The sequence below is a fragment of the Streptosporangium sp. NBC_01755 genome (assembly GCF_035917995.1).
GTDB lineage: Bacteria > Actinomycetota > Actinomycetes > Streptosporangiales > Streptosporangiaceae > Streptosporangium.
Genome location: NZ_CP109131.1, coordinates 7,277,910 through 7,294,639, shown reverse-complemented (window position 1 = coordinate 7,294,639; position 16,730 = coordinate 7,277,910). Strand labels below are relative to the sequence as shown.

5 protein-coding genes are annotated in these 16,730 nt (G+C 73.0%); 2 read left to right on the top strand and 3 right to left on the bottom strand.

All coding sequences use genetic code 11. The features are described 5' to 3' along the window. Nucleotides 1-9: 9 nt before the first annotated feature. Nucleotides 10-1,029 (bottom strand): iron-siderophore ABC transporter substrate-binding protein, encoded by a 1,020-nt coding sequence (locus OG884_RS33630; RefSeq protein WP_326639616.1) that lies wholly within the window; start codon nt 1,027-1,029, stop codon nt 10-12. Between the two features lie 147 nt (nt 1,030-1,176). Beyond that, nucleotides 1,177-13,353: a non-ribosomal peptide synthetase gene (locus OG884_RS33625; protein WP_326639614.1), complete on the bottom strand. Its 12,177-nt coding sequence runs from the start codon at nt 13,351-13,353 to the stop codon at nt 1,177-1,179. A 139-nt stretch (nt 13,354-13,492) separates the two neighbouring features. Between OG884_RS33625 and OG884_RS33620 the strand changes: the two genes are divergently transcribed. Continuing rightward, on the top strand, nt 13,493-14,803 hold the full coding sequence (locus OG884_RS33620; RefSeq protein WP_326639613.1) for a salicylate synthase: 1,311 nt from the start codon (nt 13,493-13,495) through the stop codon (nt 14,801-14,803). 144 nt (nt 14,804-14,947) lie between these two features. Here the strand turns inward: OG884_RS33620 and panD are convergent, their stop codons facing one another. Further along, nucleotides 14,948-15,355 (bottom strand): aspartate 1-decarboxylase, encoded by a 408-nt coding sequence (gene panD / locus OG884_RS33615; RefSeq protein WP_326639612.1) that lies wholly within the window; start codon nt 15,353-15,355, stop codon nt 14,948-14,950. A 79-nt stretch (nt 15,356-15,434) separates the two neighbouring features. On the opposite strand from panD, the gene entS reads away from it, so the two are divergent. Further along, nucleotides 15,435-16,676, top strand: coding sequence for an enterobactin transporter EntS (gene entS / locus OG884_RS33610; protein WP_326639609.1), 1,242 nt, complete (start codon nt 15,435-15,437; stop codon nt 16,674-16,676). Nucleotides 16,677-16,730: the final 54 nt, after the last annotated feature.

Below are 16,730 nucleotides of genomic sequence, written 5' to 3'. Positions count from 1 at the left end.
CGTGGTGTGTCAGGACGCGCCGACGGCCTTGGCCACCTCCGGCACGACCTGGTCGATCACGTAGGGGACCGCCAGCGGCGTCGGCGTGCGCAGCGGCCAGAACGCGGCGAGGTCCAGCGGCACGTAGGAGCCCCGCCTGACCACGTCGAGGCCGGCGAAGAGCTTGTTGGCCTCGATCTTCTTCTGGGTGGCGGCGTCGTCGTTGTAGTGGCTGAGCAGCAGGTCGACGTCGAGGACCTTGATCTTCTCCATGCTCAGCTCGGCCGCGAAGCCGTCACCGGGAAGCGTCCTGATCTCCTCGGGCAGTACCAGCCCGAACTGGTTGAAGAGCTGGACGCTGATGTCCGTGTCGGACTTCAGCACGCCGATGTTCCCCGAGGGGAAGACGCTGGTCAGCGCGAACTTCTTGCCGGCCAGCTCGGGGTAGGCGGTCTTGACCGAGTCGATCTTCGCTTCGACGTCGGTGACGAGCTTCTCGCCCTCGTCGGCCTTGCCGACCGCCTTGGCGACCTGGCGGGCCACCGTCTGCCACGAGTCCTCGGCGGGACCGGTCTCGTAGGCGGTGGTCGGTGCGAGCTGGGAGAGGTTGGCGTACTCCTTGTCGATGTAGTAGTCGCCGCCCGCGAGGATCAGGTCCGGCTTGAGTGCGGCGATCTGCTCCAGCGAGAAGCCCGACTCACCGGCCTTCAGCAGCGCCGGCTTGGCTCCGGAGATCCTGGGGGCGGTCCAGGGGGTGAGCCCGTCGGCCTGGATTCCGGTCAGCTCCGCCATGGCGACCGGCTGCACGCCCAGGGCGAGCAGGGTGTCCTGGTCGACCTCGCCGAGGGCGACGATGCGCTGAGGTGCGGATTCGATCGTGGTGGTGCCGAGTTTGTGCGTGATGGTGACCGGGAATCCGGAGGCGGCCTGGGTCGCCGAGGTGCTCGCGGCGGGTTGTTCGCCGTCACCGTCACCGGCGCACGCGCCCACCAGGCCGAGGCCCAGCAGCAGCGTTCCTGTCGCGGCCAGGCGGCGCATCGTGTCGCGCATAGATATGGATGTCCTCCCAGAGCCCCAAAGGGCACTAAATATTAGGTAAGCCTAACCTAACAATCTTTGCCGATTCTGTGAAGTCCCCCGTACGGGAATCCCGATCCGGGCGAGACCGGGTCCCCGGCTTCAGCCGTGGGGAGGAGGTCACTCCAGGCGGTTCACGAGTTCGGCGACGGTCTGGGCGGTCATGAGTGTCGCGATCCTCACTCCCGCACAGCCCGGTTCCCTCCGGATCCGGCGCACCAGCTCCATGGCGAGCAGCGAGTGGCCGCCCAGCTCGAAGAAGTTGTCGTGCGGCCCGACCGCGTCCACCTGGAGGACCTCGGCGAACGCCCGGCACAGCAGCGCCTCGCGATCGTCGTCGCGCCGGACGGCGTACCCGGTGCCGGCCTGAGTGACCGTACGGGCCTCAAGCGCCACCGGCAGGTCGCTCAGGCGCGTCTCCGGGTCGTCCGCGACGGTCTCCAGCACGTCCACGAGCGCGCGGAGCATCGTGTCGATCGTGGCCGGGTCGAACAGGTCCGCCGAGTAGTCGACGATGAGATGGAGCTCCTCAGCCCGCTCCCTGAAGATGAAGTCCAGGTCGAACTTCGCCGCGGGCGGGCTGAAGAGCGCCTCGCGCTGCCGCAGCCCGGGGAAGCGCACATCCCCCATGGCCTGGTTCTCGTAGCCGACCATCACCTGGAAGAGCGGGTTGCGGCCGGGCACCCGGGGTGGCCGCAGCGCCTCGACGAGCGCCTCGAACGGCAGGTCCTGGTTGGCCAGACCGGCCAGGTCGGTGTCGCGGACGCGGGCGAGCAGCTCGGCGAACGAAGGGTCACCCGAGGCGTCGGCGCGGAGCACGAGCGTGTTGACGAAGAAGCCGACCAGGTCACCGGCCGCCTCGTCGGTGCGGCCCGCGACGGGGCTGCCCAGCGGGATGTCCTCCCCCGCGCCCGCGCGGTGCAGCAGCGCGGCGACCGCGCTCTGGCAGACCATGAACATGCTCCCCTGGGCACCGCGCGCGAGCTCGCGGAGCCGTTCGGCCAGCGCCCCCGGCAGCTGCCTGGTCGCGGTCGCACCGCGCTGGCCGACGGTGGCCGGTCTGGGCCGGTCCACCGGCAGCGGGATCTCCGCCGGCATGCCCGACAGCGCCTTCGCCCAGTAGGCGAGCTGGCGGGCGTGCGGGCTGCCCGGGTCGGCGGGATCGCCGAGCAGCTCGCGCTGCCAGAGCGTGTAGTCGGCGTACTGCACCGCGGGGGGCTCGGTGGCCGGCGCCGCTCCCTCCAGCCGCGCGGCGTAGGCGCGCGCCACGTCCCTGGCGAACGGCCCGAAGGACCACTCGTCGAACGCGATGTGATGGAAGACCGCGAGCAGTAGGTGCTCGTTCTCCCCCTCGGGGATGAGCGCGACCCGCAGCGGGATCCGGGTGGCGAGGTCGAACGGGCGCGCGATCACCTCCTCGGGCGCGCAGGTCGCGATCTCCAGGACCGGGCGCGCCCGCTCCGGCGGCAGGACCCGCTGGTAGGGCACGCCCTCGTGCTCGGCGAAGACGGTCCGCAGGCTCTCGTGCCTGGCCGTCACGTCGCCGAGCGCGGCCTCCAGCGCGGCCAGGTCGATCTCACCGCTCAGGTGCACGGCCAGCGGCAGGTGGTACGCCTCGCGGGGGCCTTCGTCCTCGCGCAGGATCTGGTCGAGCAGCCAGAGCCGGCGCTGCGCGTACGACAGCGGGACGCGCTCGGGGCGCTGCCGGGGAGTCAGCGGGGGCCTGAGCGTGACACCGGCTCTGTCGTGCAGCCGGGTGGCGAGTTCGGCGACGTTCGGCGCCTCGAACAGGTCCCGGATCGCGAGCTCGACGCGCAGCACCGCGCGGACCCTGCCGACCAGCCGGGTCGCCAGCAGCGAGTGGCCGCCCAGCTCGAAGAAGTTGTCGTCGATGCCGACGCCGGCGATGTCGAGCACCTCGCCGAAGAGCGTGCACAGCAGCTGTTCCACGGCGGTCCTGGCGGCGCGGACACTGCCGCGCGGCCCCTGCCGGTCGGGGGCGGGCAGGGCCCGCCTGTCCAGCTTGCCGTTGACGGTCAGCGGGAGCGCGTCCAGCGTCATGACCGCGCTCGGCACCATGTAGCCGGGCAGCCGCCGCCTGAGCCCCTCGCGCACCCGGGCGGCGAGCACCCCGTGGTCGCGGGCGGCCGCCGGGTTGTTCGCGTACGACGCGGGCCCGCGGCCGGGGTCGGCCGGCAGGAAGGCTGCCCCGCCGCCGAATACGGCGTCGTAGTGGCCGATCTCGGCCGAGGGGGTGGTCACCACACCGGGGTCGAGCGCGTACAGCAGTTCGGGTTCGATGCCCTGCGGGGATGCCCGCAGCAGCTCGCGCGCCTCCCGCGCGGAGGCTCCGCCCTCGATCGCGCGCAGCGCGGCCAGCTCGGCCGAGAGCCTGGGGTCGGGGATGGCGCGCACCCTGAGCGGCCCGGGAAGGCGTCCGGCCAGGTCGTCGGGCCCGGCCCAGTCCACGATCGGGATCTCGGCGGCGAGCGATACGGCGGGCAGTGCTGCGAGCGATGCTGCGAGCGATACGGCGGGTGACTTCCGGAGCGTCACGTCGTAGCGGTGCCTGCTGAGCTCGTTGTGGTGGACGCCGCGCTTGGTACGGACCTCCACCCGTGCGTCCAGGTCGAGGGCGGCGAAGAACGCGGGGTCGAGGAGGAGCTCCTTCTCCATCCGCACCGCCCGGTCGATCGCCGCCGTACCGATGTCGCCGCCACCGGCGCCGCCGTCCCTGCCGAGCTGGATCGCCGTGTGCAGGCAGCGCACCGACCGCAGGTCGCGCACGTCGCCGACGAACAGCGCGCCGCCGGGGGCGAGCAGGTCCATCGCGGCGGCGATCACGCCGGCGAGGTATCCGGCACTCGGGAAGTACTGGATCACCGAGTTGATGACGACGGTGTCGAAGTAGCCGGCGGGCAGCCCGTCGGTATCGTGCGCGGGCCGGCAGCTCAGACGTACCGGCGAGTCGGGGCCGAGGTCGGCCTGGAGCTTGGCGATGACGGGGGCCGCGAAGTCGGTGCCCCAGTACTCCTCGCAACCGGGGGCCAGCCGCGACAGCAGCAGGCCGGTGCCGACGCCGATCTCCAGCACCCGCCGGGGGTTGAGGTCCCAGATCCGGGCCACCGTGGTGTCGCGCCACTCGCGCATGTGCTCCAGCGGGATGGGCAGCCCGTCGTAGCTGCTGTCCCAGCCCGCGAAGTCCTCGGTGTGGACCGCCGTGCCGATCTCGGTGTACTCGGCGTCGTAGATCTGCCGCCATTCGGCCAGGTGCTCGCGTTCGGCGTCGGGCCGCGCGGCGCCGTCGGGCACCACGTAGCCGATGAGACGCTTCACGCCGGGCACGTCGGTGCCGACCGCGATGACGGCCGCCTGCCCGACGCCGGGCTCGGCCGCCAGCGCGCTCTCGACCTCCTCCAGCTCGACCCGGTAGCCGCGGATCTTCACCTGCTCGTCGGTACGGCCCAGGAAGTCGATGTTGCCGTCCCGGCGGACCCGTACGAGGTCGCCGGTCCGGTACATCCGGCCGCCGCCGAACGGGTCGGCCACGAACCGTTCGGCGGTCAGGCCGGGCCGGTCGAGGTAGCCTCTGGCCAGGCCCGCGCCGGTGATGTAGAGCTCCCCCGGCGCGCCCGGCGGGACCGGCCGCAGCCAGCCGTCGAGCACGTAGCCCCGGGTGTTCCAGATCGGCCTGCCGACCGTGGGTGTGGCGCTGTCCTCGGTGCCGCCGCCCAGCGTGTTGATGGTGTACTCGGTCGGGCCGTAGAGGTTGTAGCCGAGCACCCCCTCGGCCTGCGCGAGCCGGTCCCAGACCGCCGCGGGGACGGCCTCGCCGCCCAGCAGCACGAGCGGCGGGCGGTGCTCCCCGTCGAGCAGCCCCTCCTCCAGGAGCTGCTGCGCGTACGTCGGCGTCACGTTGATCACGTCGATCCGGTGACGCCGCAGGTACTCGGTGAGCGCCTCGGCGTCGCGCCGCAGTTCCTCGTCGCAGACGTGCACCTCGTGGCCCTCGATGAGCCAGAGCAACTCCTCCCACGACATGTCGAAGGAGAACGACACGGTGTGCGCGATCCGCAGCCGGCGCCCGGCCGAGGCCACGACCGGGTCGAAGATGTTGGCCCGGTGGTTGAACTGCATGTTGGTCAGGCCCCGGTAGGGGGTGACCACGCCCTTGGGGCGCCCGGTGGAGCCGGAGGTGTAGATCACGTACGCCGGGTGGTCCAGCCGGCCCGGCACGTCCCTGCCGAAATCGGGCAGTTCCTCCCCCGCCAGTCCGGTGCCCGGCAGGGCTGCCAGCCTCTCCCGTACGGCCGGGTCGTCGAGCGGGATCGAGGCACCCGGGCAGGTCAGTCCGGCGGCGATGTCCCGGTGCGAGACGAGGCAGACGGGGGCGGCGTCGGCCAGCATGAAGTCGAGCCGCTCGGCCGGGTAGTCCAGCTCCAGGGGAAGGTAGGCGGCCCCCGTCTTGAGCACCGCGAACAGCGCGACGACCATCTCCGCCGACCGGGGCAATGCCAGGGCGACCACCCGCTCGGGGCCCGCTCCGTGTGCCCTGAGCAGCCTGGCCAGCCGGTTGGCCGCGGCGTCCAGCTCGGCGTAGCTGAGCCGCACGTCGGGCTGGGAGACCAGGGCGAGCTCGTGCGGAGTGCGCTCGGCCTGCTCGGCGAGCAGTTCGGCGATGGTGAGGCCGGGCACGGACCGTTCTGCCTCGGCCCAGTCGCGGCGCAGCCGGTCGTGCTCGTCCGGCAGGAGCAGGCCGAGCCGGTGGCAGGGGGTCTCGGGCACGGTGGCGAGGGTCTCCAGGACACGCACGTACCGGTCGGTGAGGCGTTCGGCCTCGGCCTCGGTGAAGGCGTCGCCCCGGTACATGACGCGCAGGCCCGCGCCGGGCTCGACGACCATGGTGATCGGGTAGTGGGTCGCGTCGCGGACCTGGCGGCCGAGCACCCGCACGTCGCCGGCGGGGCCGAAGCCTCGCTCGGTGGGCATGCCGGGGAAGTTCTGGAACACGAAGAGGGTGTCGAAGAGGGTCCCGAGGCCCGCCGCCCGCTGCACGTCGGCGAGCGCGACGTAGGAGTGGTCGAACAGCTCCGACTGGAAGGTCTGCGTCCGTTCCAGTACGGCGCGCAGCGGTTCTGCCGCACCGGCCCGCACCCGGACGGGGACCGTGTTGAACAGCAGCCCGACGACGGACTCGACGCCGTCGACGTCGGGGTGGCGGCCGGACACCGAGACGCCGAAGACCACGTCGTCGCGGCCGGTCAGGCCCGCCAGGAGCAGTCCCCAGGCGCTCTCGTACAGGGCGGCGAGGGTCAGGCCGGACTCCCGGGCGAGGGCGCCGAGCCGGTCGGCGAGGCCCTCGGGCAGCTCGCGGTGGATCTCCCCGGCACCGGCGAGGTCGGCGGGGCGGTCGGCCAGCTCGGGCCTGAGCAGGGTCGGCTCGTCGAGCCCGTCCAGAGCGCGGCCCCAGGACTTGATCGCGGCCTGCCGGTCCTGCCCGTTCACCCAGTCGAGGTAGGCGGGGAAACCGACCACGGGGCGGGCCCGCTCGGCGTCGGCGTCGGTGTAGAACTCCAGCAGCGAGGTGACCAGCAGGCCGCCCGACCAGCCGTCCAGCAGGATCAGCTCGGAGGTGAGCACCAGCCGGAAGTCGCCCTCGCCCACCCTGGCCAGCGCGAAGCGGATCAGCGGCGGGGAGTCGGGGACGAACGGCCGGGCGCGCTGGGCCTCGACGAACGCCTCCAGTGCCTCCGCCCCGCCGGTCTCGGCGTAGGTCCAGTCGACCTCGAACCGCTCCGGGACGAACTGCACGCTCCGGCCGGCGTCGGTGCGGAACCCGGCCCGCAGGTTGGGGAACTTCAGCAGCACCTGGCGCGCGGCCCCGGCGAGGCTGCCGGGGTCGACGGGCCCTGACAGGGTCACCACGGCCTGCTGGACGTAGACGTCCCGGTCCTCGCCGGCCAGCATCAGGTGGAAAAGCAGTCCTTCCTGCAGCGGCGAGAGCGGCAGCTCGGTCCGCGACTCGGATGCCCCGGCCGCCGCGACCTCGCCGGCCGGGCCGTCTGGACGGAGGCTCACGACCTCACCGGACAGCACGTCCGCGTGCTCGGCGGACAGCACGTCCGCGTGCTCGGCGGAGCCGGCCGTCTTGGCCTCGGCGGGCGGGGCCGCCGCGATCCGGGCCAGGGCCTCGACGGTACGTGACCGGAAGACGTCGCGGACCGTGAAGGAGAGGCCCGCGCGGCGGGCGCGTCCCACGAGCAGGGCCGCGCTGATGCTGTCGCCGCCGGTGCGGAAGAAGTCGTCGTCGGCGTTGACGCCGTCCCGCCCGAGGATCTCGGCGACGAGCCCGGCGAGGCCGCGCTCGGCGTCGGTCCGCGGCGCCCTGCCCTCGCGGGCGGCGGGCTCGGGCAGCGCCCTCCTGTCAAGCTTGCCGTTGGGAGTGAGCGGCAGCCGGTCGAGGCCGACCAGCACGGAGGGGACCAGATGGTCCGGCAGGATCTCGCCGAGCCGGTCGTGCAGCGCGTCGAGGTCGAGACCGATCTCACCCACGACGTAGCCGACGAGGCGCGGGCCCGAGCGAGCCGCCACGGCCGCCTGCCGCACGCCGGGCTGGGCGGCGAGCACCGCCTCGACCTCACCGGGTTCGACCCGGAAGCCACGGATCTTGATCTGGTCGTCGGCCCTGCCCAGGAAGTCCAGGGCGCCGTCGCGGCGGCGGCGCACCCGGTCGCCGGTGCGGTAGAGCCGCGATCCCGGCGGGCCGAAGGGGTTGGCGACGAACCGCTCGGCGGTGCGGCCCTGGTCGCCGAGATACCCGCGCGCCAGGCCGTCTCCGGCGAGGTAGAGCTCGCCGACCGGCACCTCGCGGAGCCCGGCGTCCAGGACGTACGCGGCGGTGTTGGCGATCGGGACCAGGCCGCCGCCCTCGGCGATCAGGCTGTCCCCGGCCGCCTCGGAGCAGCCGTACAGGTTGACCAGCCGGGCGGGTACCCGCTCGGCCAGGGCTGCGGGCAGGGCCTCGCCGCTGCTCACCCAGGTGGTCACCGAGCCGAGCTCCCCGGTCTCCAGGAGCGCGGCCAGCAGGCTCGGCACGACCGTCACCAGGTTCACCCCGTGGCCACGGATCAGCTCGGCCAGGGCGAGCGCGTCGGTGGCCGTGTCGTCGTCCGCGACGACGACGGTGTCACCGGCGATGAGACCGCCGAGCAGTTCGGTGCTGCCGTCGATGAAGGCCGGTGAGCTCTTGGCCACCCGCACGCCGACCGCGGCGAGCTCGGCACCCCAGGCGAGCCGGTTGGCCAGCGCCCGCTGGGTCCCGACGACGGCCTTGGGTGTCCCGGTGGACCCCGAGGTGAAGATCACGTACGCGGGGTGGTCGGGGTGGAGCCGGGGCCGGGCGCGGGGCGGCGCGTCCAGCGGCGGCTCGTCCACGCCGACGACCAGCAGGGGCCGGGCGACCTGCAGCATCATCTCGACGCGGGAGCGGGGGTAGGTCGTGTCGACGGGCAGGTAGGCCGCGCCGGTCTTGAGCACCGCGAGCAGGGCCACGACGAACTCGGCCGAGCGGGGCAACGCGATCGCGACGATTTTCTCGGGACCCGCTCCCGCCGCGGCGAGCCGGTCGGCGAGGGCCTCGGCGCGCTCGTCCAGTTCGGCGTAGCCGAGCGCGGTGCCGCCGCTGACGACGGCCGTGGCGTGCGGCGTGCGCGCCGCCTGTGCCTCGATGTGCTCGGCGACGGTGAGCGGGGGGAACTCGCGGGCGGTGTCGGGCCGCGCGACCGGGGCGCCGAGCGACGACAGACGCCGCGCAGGTTCCTCGGTGACCCGCTCCAGCAGCTCGCCCAGGTCGGCGAGCAGGCCGGTGACGGTTTCGGCGTCGAAGAGGTCGGTGGCGTAGGCGACGAACCCCTCGATGCGCTCCTCGCCCTCGGCGAAGTAGATGTCCAGGTCGAATTTGACGCCGCCGGTCTCGGGCAGGAACGGCTCGGCGCGCACGCCGGGCAGCCGCAGCCGCACGTCCTCCAGCCTCTGATGGACGATCATCACCTGGAACAGCGGGCTGCGGGCGAGCGAGCGCTCCGGCGCGAGCCGCTCCACGACCTGCTCGAACGGCACGTCGGAGTTGGAGAACGCGGCCAGGTCGGTGTGGCGGACCCGCTCAAGTAGTTCGGTGAAGGCCGGGTCTCCCGACAGGTCGGTGCGGAGCACGACGAGGTTGACGAACACCCCGACCAGGTCCGCGAGGTCTGCGTCCGCCCGGCCCGCGATGGGCGAGCCGAGCGCCACGTCGTCGCCCGCGCCCGCCCGGTGCAGGAGCGCGGCCACGGCGGCGTGCAGGACCATGAACACGCTGGTGCCGGTCTCCAGGGCCAGCCTGCGCGCGCCGGCCAGCGGCAGCTCGAACGACGCCGGCCCGCCCCGGTGACTCACCTCGGCGGGCCGGGGCCGGTCGGTCGGCGGCGTGCTCTCCTCGGGAAGCTTGCGGAGCGTCCGCTCCCAGAAGGCGAGCTGGTCGGCGAACTCGGCGGTCCGGCTCTGCCAGACGGCGTAGTCGGCGTACTGCACGGGCAGCGGGACCCAGTCGGGCGCGGTGCCCGCGCCGCGGGCGGTGTAGGCGCGAGACAGGTCGGCGAGCAGCGGCGTGAACGACCACTCGTCGGCGGCGGCGTGGTGCTGGAGCACGACCAGCACGGACTCCTCGGCGGAGACACGCAGCAGGGTCGCCCGGATCGGCAGGTCGGCGCCGAGGTCGAAGACGTGCGAGGCGGCCCGCGTCTCGGCGGCGCGCAGCCGCTCCCCGGTCCAGCCCCGCGCGTCCACCACGTCGAACGCGACCTCGCCAACCTCACCGACCTCCAGGACACGCTGGACCGGCAACCCGTCGGGACCCTCTACCAGCAGGGTGCGCAACGCCTCGTGCCGGGCGACGACGTCGCCGAACGCGGCGCGCAGCGCGTCGACGTCGACCGGGCCGCGCAGGCGCAGACCGAGCGGGAGCCCGTCGGCGGCCGAGGGGCCGCGCAGGCGCTCCTCGAACCAGAAGCCACGCTGGGCCGCCGAGGCGGGGACGATCTCGGGTCTGGTCACGTCGCGCACCCTCGGCCGGGTGCCCCGCACCAGCCTGGGCGCCAGCGCGGCGACGGTGGGTGCCTCGAAGACGTCGGCGATGGTGAGTTCGGCGTCGAGCGCGGCGCGTACCCGGCCGGCGAGGCGGGTGGCCAGCAGGGAGTGGCCGCCCAGCGCGAAGAAGTCGTCGTCGATTCCCACGTCGATTCCCAGCGTGTCCAGGCCGAGCGTCTCGGCGAAGACCGCGCAGAGCGCCGCCTCTCGGTCGTCGCGCGGCCCCCGGCTCGACACCTGGACCTCGGGGGCGGGCAGCGCGGCCCGGTCGAGCTTGCCGTTGACGGTCCGCGGCAGCTCCGCAAGGGTGACCATCGCGCCGGGCAGCATGTATTCGGGCAGTGCCCTGGCCGCGGCGGCCCGCAGGTCCGCCTCCAGGAAGCCGGGGCGCGGCACGACGTAGGCGACGAGTCTCCCCTCGCCCGGCGTGTCCTCGCGGACCACGACCGCGACCCGCGCGACACCGGGGTGGGCGGCGAGCACGGCCTGCACCTCATCGGGTTCGATCCGGAACCCGCGGATCTTCACCTGGTCGTCGCCGCGCCCCAGGTACTCCAGCGACCCGTCCCGACTCCAGCGGGCCAGGTCCCCGGTGCGGTACATGCGCTCGCCCGGCGTGCCGAAGGGGTCTGCGACGAAGCGTTCCGCGGTCAGACCCGGGCGGCCTGCGTAGCCTCGGGCCAGCTGCTCGCCCGCGAGATAGAGCTCCCCGGGGACGCCGATGGGCGCGAGGCGCAGTGCGGGATCCAGGACGTAGGCGCGGGTGTTGGGGAAGGGACGGCCGATCCCGGCCGCCGGCAGGTCCGCGGAGGTCGCCCAGATCGTCGCCTCGGTCGGCCCGTACACGTTGACCGCCGACGCCGCCACCGAGTGGAGGGTCTCGGCGAGTGCGGCCGGCAGGGCCTCGCCGCCGACGAGCACCCGCAGCCCGGCGAGCGCGGCCGGCTCCAGCGAACCCAGCAGCGACGGGGTGCCCTGCACGATGGTCGCGCCGCTGAGCAGCGCGCCCAGTGCCGCCGGTTCGCGTACGGTCTCGCGTCCGGCCAGCACGACGGTCGCGCCGCTGATCAGCGGTACGTACAGCTCCAGTGCCGCGATGTCGAAGGCGATCGTGGTCACCGCGACGAGCCGGTCATCGGCGCCCAGAGCGAGGCGCTCTCGCATGGTGAGGAGGAAGGCGGTGAGCGCGGTGTGCGGGATGGCCACGCCCTTGGGGCGGCCGGTCGAGCCCGAGGTGTAGATGACGTACGCCAGGTCACCGCCGCTCGCCGGGTGCGACGGCCCATGCTCGGGCAGCACCCCGGACGGCGCCCCGGGCAGCACCCCGGATGGTGCCAGCACCGCGGTGCCCTCGGGGAGGAGGGCCGCGGTCTCCGGGGTCGCGATCACGCAGAGCGGGTCCGCGTCCTGGATCATGTAGGCCAGCCGGTCGGCCGGGTGGTCTGTGTCCAGTGGCAGATAGGCGGCGCCGGACTTCAGCACGGCCAGCAGCGCGACCACCAGGTCCGGGGTACGGGGCAGGGCCAGCGCGACGAGCCGGTCGGGGCCCGCGCCGCGCTCGCGCAGCAGCCGGGCGAGATCCGAGGCCCGCCGGTCCAACTCTGCGTAGGTGAGCGTGCCGGACTCGCCGTCGACGGCGACCGCGTCCGGGGTGCGCGCGGCCTGCTCCTCGAACAGGGAGGTCACCGTCGTGTCCTGGCGGGGGCATGCGGTGTCGTTCCACTTGGCCAGCAGGGCCGGCTCGTCCGCGCCGAGCAACTCCAGGTCGGCGATCCGCAGGTCCGGGCGGCTCACCGCGCTGTCCAGCAGCGTCTCCAGATGGGCCAGCAGCGCGTCGATCCGCTCGTCGTCGAACAGCTCTCGCCGGAAGGTGGCCTCGACGGTCATGCCCCGCGGCCTGACGAACGCCTCAAGCGACAGGTCGAAGTGAGTGGTGCCGTTGTGGATGTGCGTCCAGCTCGTGGTGACGCCCGGCAGGTCCAGCTCACCGATCTCCTGGGTGAGGAAGAGCAGCATGGTGTCGAAGAACGGCGACCTGCCGCGCTGCCGGGCGGGCCGCAGCTCCCGAACGATCGTGTCGTAGGGCAGCGTCCGGTGCGCGAACCCCTCGGTGCAGGTGTCGCGGACCCGGTGCAGGACCTCGCGGAAGGTGGGCGCGCCGGACAGGTCGGTGCGGAGCACGAGGGTGTTGCCGAAGTTGCCGGCCAGCCGCTCGATCTCGGCGTGCTCGCGGTTCATGACCGCCGAGCCGACCGCGATGTCGGTGGCGCCGGTGTAGCGGTGCAGCAGCACCGCGTGGGCGGCGAGCATCACCATGTACGGGGTGACGTTCTCGGCGACGGCCAGTTCCCGCATCCCCTCGGTGACCGCGTCGTCGAAACGGCGTGCCCGGCGTCCGCCCCGCTCGGAGACGGTCGCGCCACGCGGACGGTCGGCGGGCAGGTCGAGGGGTGCGGGCGGCGGGTCGAGGCGCCGCCGCCAGTAGTCCATCTCCTCGGGAGAGTGCGGGCGGCCCTGCTCCCAGGCGGCGAAGTCCGGATACTGGACGGTCGGCGTGGGAAGGCCGTCGGGCTCGCCCAGGACGGAGGCCCGGTACAGCGCCGACAGGTCACGCGAGAGCGAACCCCAGGTCATGCCGTCCCAGGCGATGTGGTGCACGACCAGGACGAGGGCGTACCTCCGCGTGCCGAGCCGGAGCAGTTCCAGCCGGATCGGCCTCTCGGCGCGCAGGTCGAAGGGGAGCGCCGCGACGTACCCGGCGCGCGCCTCGGCGTCGGTGCAGTCGAGCACCGGCAGGTCGAGGGAGTCGTCGGCGGCGACGTGCTGCACCGGGCCGCCGTCGTCAGGGGCGTCGTCGTCAGGGCCGCCGCCGTCAGGGGCGTCGCCGTAGGTGGTGCGCAGCACCGCGTGGCGGCGGATGAGAGCCCGCAGCGCCTCGCGCAGCGCCTCCGGGTCGAGCTCACCCGACATGCGCACCAGCAGGCACACGTTGTAGGCCGGGCTGGTGGGAAACGTCCGGTGGTGCAGCCACATGCTCTGCTGCGCGTAGGACAGCGGGGCGGGGTCCCCGGATCCGCGTGGGGCGATCCGGTCCCTGCCGGGGCCGAGCCCCGCCTCGGCCATCATTCGCCGCATCAGTTCGCGCCGCCGTGTGACGTCCTGCTGTTCCCGCACGCTCAACTCTTTCTTCGTGGGTCCGGGGGCCAGGCAGTCGCCCGCCTAAAGGTTAGGTTAGCCTTGCCTATTAAATCAACACAAGGTTAGCCTTACCTAAATTGATCGGACTTTCCGGTCCCTCAGAGGGGTGGGTCTTGTGTCCTTTGGCATCAGCACAGATGAGATGCGCGCGGAGGTGGTCGTCGACAGCACGGTCGACCCGCTGCACCTGGTCGCCCGTCTGGCCGGCTCAGGACTGTTCGACGACTACACCGTGTACGAAAGACCGGGCCTGTGGACCTTCGCGGGCGGGGTGTCGGGCGAGGTGATCCTCGAATCCGGAGTCGTGCGCAGCCGCTGGCTGGACGGCCCCTCCGTGGACGAGGCGTGGTCGGGCCGGCCGGCCGCGGCGCTGAAGGCGGTGTTCGGCGCGGCCCCGTGGCCGGCCTGGAACGCCTACGGCTGGATCGCGTTCGAGTTCGCCGCGACCGGCCCCGCGGGCCGGCTCGCCCATCTGGTCGTGCCACGCACCGAGGTGCACATCGAGGCGGGACGCGCGCTGGTGGTGAGCGCCGACACCGGCGAGGCCGAGCGGGTCGCCGAACTGCTGGCCGCCCCCGGCGCGCCCCGAATCGCGGCACCGTCACCCGTCGACGTGCGCTCCGACGGCGACCACTACCGGTCGCGGGTCGCCCAGGCGATCTCCGAGATCACCGCCGGGCTCTACCAGAAGGTCATCGTCTCCCGCCGGCTGCCGATCCCGTTCCCCGTCGACGTCGTCGCGACGTACGTGTGCGGCCGGGCCGCCAACACCCCGGCCCGCTCGTTCCTCCTCGACCTGGACGGCTTCCAGGCCACCGGGTTCAGCCCCGAGGTGCTGGTGGGCGTCGACGGGCGCGGCACGGTCACGACCCAGCCGCTGGCCGGCACGCGAGCCTTCGGCCGAGGGGAGAGCACGGACTCACGGACCCGTCACGAACTGGAGAGCGACCCCAAGGAGATCTTCGAGCACGCGGTCTCGGTGCGCACCTCGCAGCAGGAGCTGTATCAGGTGTGCGCGCCCGACACGGTCAGGGTCACCGGCTTCATGGCGGTGAAGGAGCGCGGCAGCGTGCAGCACCTGGGCTCCAGCGTCAGCGGCGAACTGGCACCCGGCCGCACCTGCTGGGACGCGCTCGACGCGCTGTTTCCCGGCGTGACCGCCTCCGGCATCCCCAAGCCGGAGGCGATCGACGCGATCACCCGGCTTGAGGAGCGCCGCGGGCTCTACTCCGGAGCCGTCCTGACCGTCTCGCGGGACGGGGCGATGGACGCCGCCCTGGTTCTGCGCGCCCTCTACAGCGAGAACGGCCGGGCGTGGCTGCGGGCCGGCGCCGGCATCGTGTCCGCCTCGACGCCCGAGCGCGAGTACGAGGAGACCTGCGAGAAGCTCTCCAGCATCGCCCCGTATGTGGTCCAGCGCGCGTGAGAGGCGCGCTTGCCCTCACGCACGCCTTTCGCGCGCGTGAGGGCGCTCGGACCTAAAGCCGGGCGACCCGCTCACCCCCGAGCCGGACGAGCCGCTCGGACCTAAAGCCGGACGGCCCGCTCGACCCCGGAGTCCGTCCGCCGGTCACCTCCCCGCTGTCTGGGCCGCCGCACCGGCGACCGGCTCGGCCGGATCGGCGCCGAGCGCGACGACGCGGTTGCCGCCGTCCACGTGCACGACCTTGGGCCGGTGCGCCTCCGCCTCCGCGGCGTCGAACGCCCCGTAGGAGATGATGATGACCAGGTGCCCGGGGTGGATCAGGTGGGCCGCCGCGCCGTTGACACCGATGACCCCGCTGCCGGCCTCCCCCGTGATCGCGTAGGTGACGAGCCGGGCACCGTTGTCGATGTCGACGACGTGGACCTGCTCGCCCTCGACGATATCGGCGGCGGCCATCAGCTCGGCGTCGATCGTCAGGGAACCCACATAGTGCAGGTCCGCCTGGGTCACGGTGGCACGGTGGATTTTTCCATTCATAAGGACCCGCTGCACTGCTTCTATCCCCTTTCCTTAAGGTCAACTAAGGTTAGCCTCACCTTACTGATTCTGCCCGCTGAGGAGAACCCCGAAGATGTTGCGCCATCTGGCCATGGACATCAGCCCACTGAGAACCAGCAGGGCCTTTCGCGACGTGTTCATCGCACGTACCGTGTCGGTCTTCGGCATCGGCATGCTCCTGGTCGCGGTGCCCGTACAGGTCTACGCGATGACCGGATCGACGGTACACGTCGGCGCCGTCTCCTCCGCCGAGGGGTTCGCCCTGCTCGCCGGGTTCCTGTGGGGCGGGGTGCTGGCCGACCGGCAAGACCGGCGCCGGTTGATGCTCCTGGCACGCGGCGCGGCCGGCCTGGGCTTCGCACTGCTGGCGCTGAACGCCTTCCTGCCCTCCCCCTCGCTCGCGGCGATCTACGTGCTCGCGGCCTGGGACGGGCTGGCGACCGGGGTCAGCGTCACCGCGCTGCTGGCCGCGACTCCCGCCCTGGTCCCCCCGGACAAGCTCGTCGCGGCGGGCGCGATCAACGCGCTGACCGTACGGCTCGGCTCGATGATCTCTCCCGCGCTCGGTGGCCTGACCATCTCGGCGTTCGGCGTCGGCTGGAACTACACGGTCGCGGCCTTCGGCACCCTGGTCACCCTCGGCCTGCTGACCAGGCTCCCCACCCTGAGACCGGCCGTCGTGGCCACCGAGAACCCGTTGAGGGCGATCGGCTCGGGGCTGCGGTTCGTGGCCTCGCACCGCGTCATCGGCTCGCTCATGCTGCTCGGCCTGCTGTTCATGGTGGCGGGCGGCATCCCGGTGCTCATGCCCGCGTTCGCGACCCTGCAACTGGACGGCGGCCCGGCCACGATCGGCCTGCTCTACACCGCACCGGCCTGCGGCGCGGTGCTCGGCTCGCTCACCAGCGGATGGGTCGTGCACTCGCGCGCGCCGGGCAGGGCGCTGCTCGTCGCGTCGGTCTGCGGCTTCGTGCTCCTGGCCTGCCTGGGACTGGCCCGGCATCCCGCGCTCGCGGTCGCGATCCTCTTCGGGTACGGTCTCGTCGCGTCCATCGAGGAGATCCTCCGCTACGGCCTCATCCAGGCGCACACCCCCGACGGCTACCTCGGCCGGGTGAACGCCCTGTGGGCCGCCCAGGAGACCGGGGGCGAGGCCGTCGGCGCGCTCGGCGCGGGCGCGCTCGGCCGCTACCTGGCGCCCGGCGCCGCGATCGTCGTGTACGGAGCGGCCAGCGCCGCGCTGGCGCTGACCCTGGCCCTCACGCTCACCGGCCTGCGCGGCGCGGCCCTGGAGACCGAGCCTCAGGACGCCTAGCCGCGCCGCCACGCGGTGATGACCTGTCAGTCGCCCCCTCCCGCGGCCGGCAGC

What these genes read in the sequence shown, in the direction of transcription:
- entS (WP_326639609.1), top strand. Translation starts at nt 15,435, where the DNA reads ATGTTGCGCCATCTGGCCATGGACATCAGCCCACTGAGAACCAGCAGG.
- OG884_RS33630 (WP_326639616.1), bottom strand. Translation starts at nt 1,029, where the DNA reads ATGCGCGACACGATGCGCCGCCTGGCCGCGACAGGAACGCTGCTGCTG.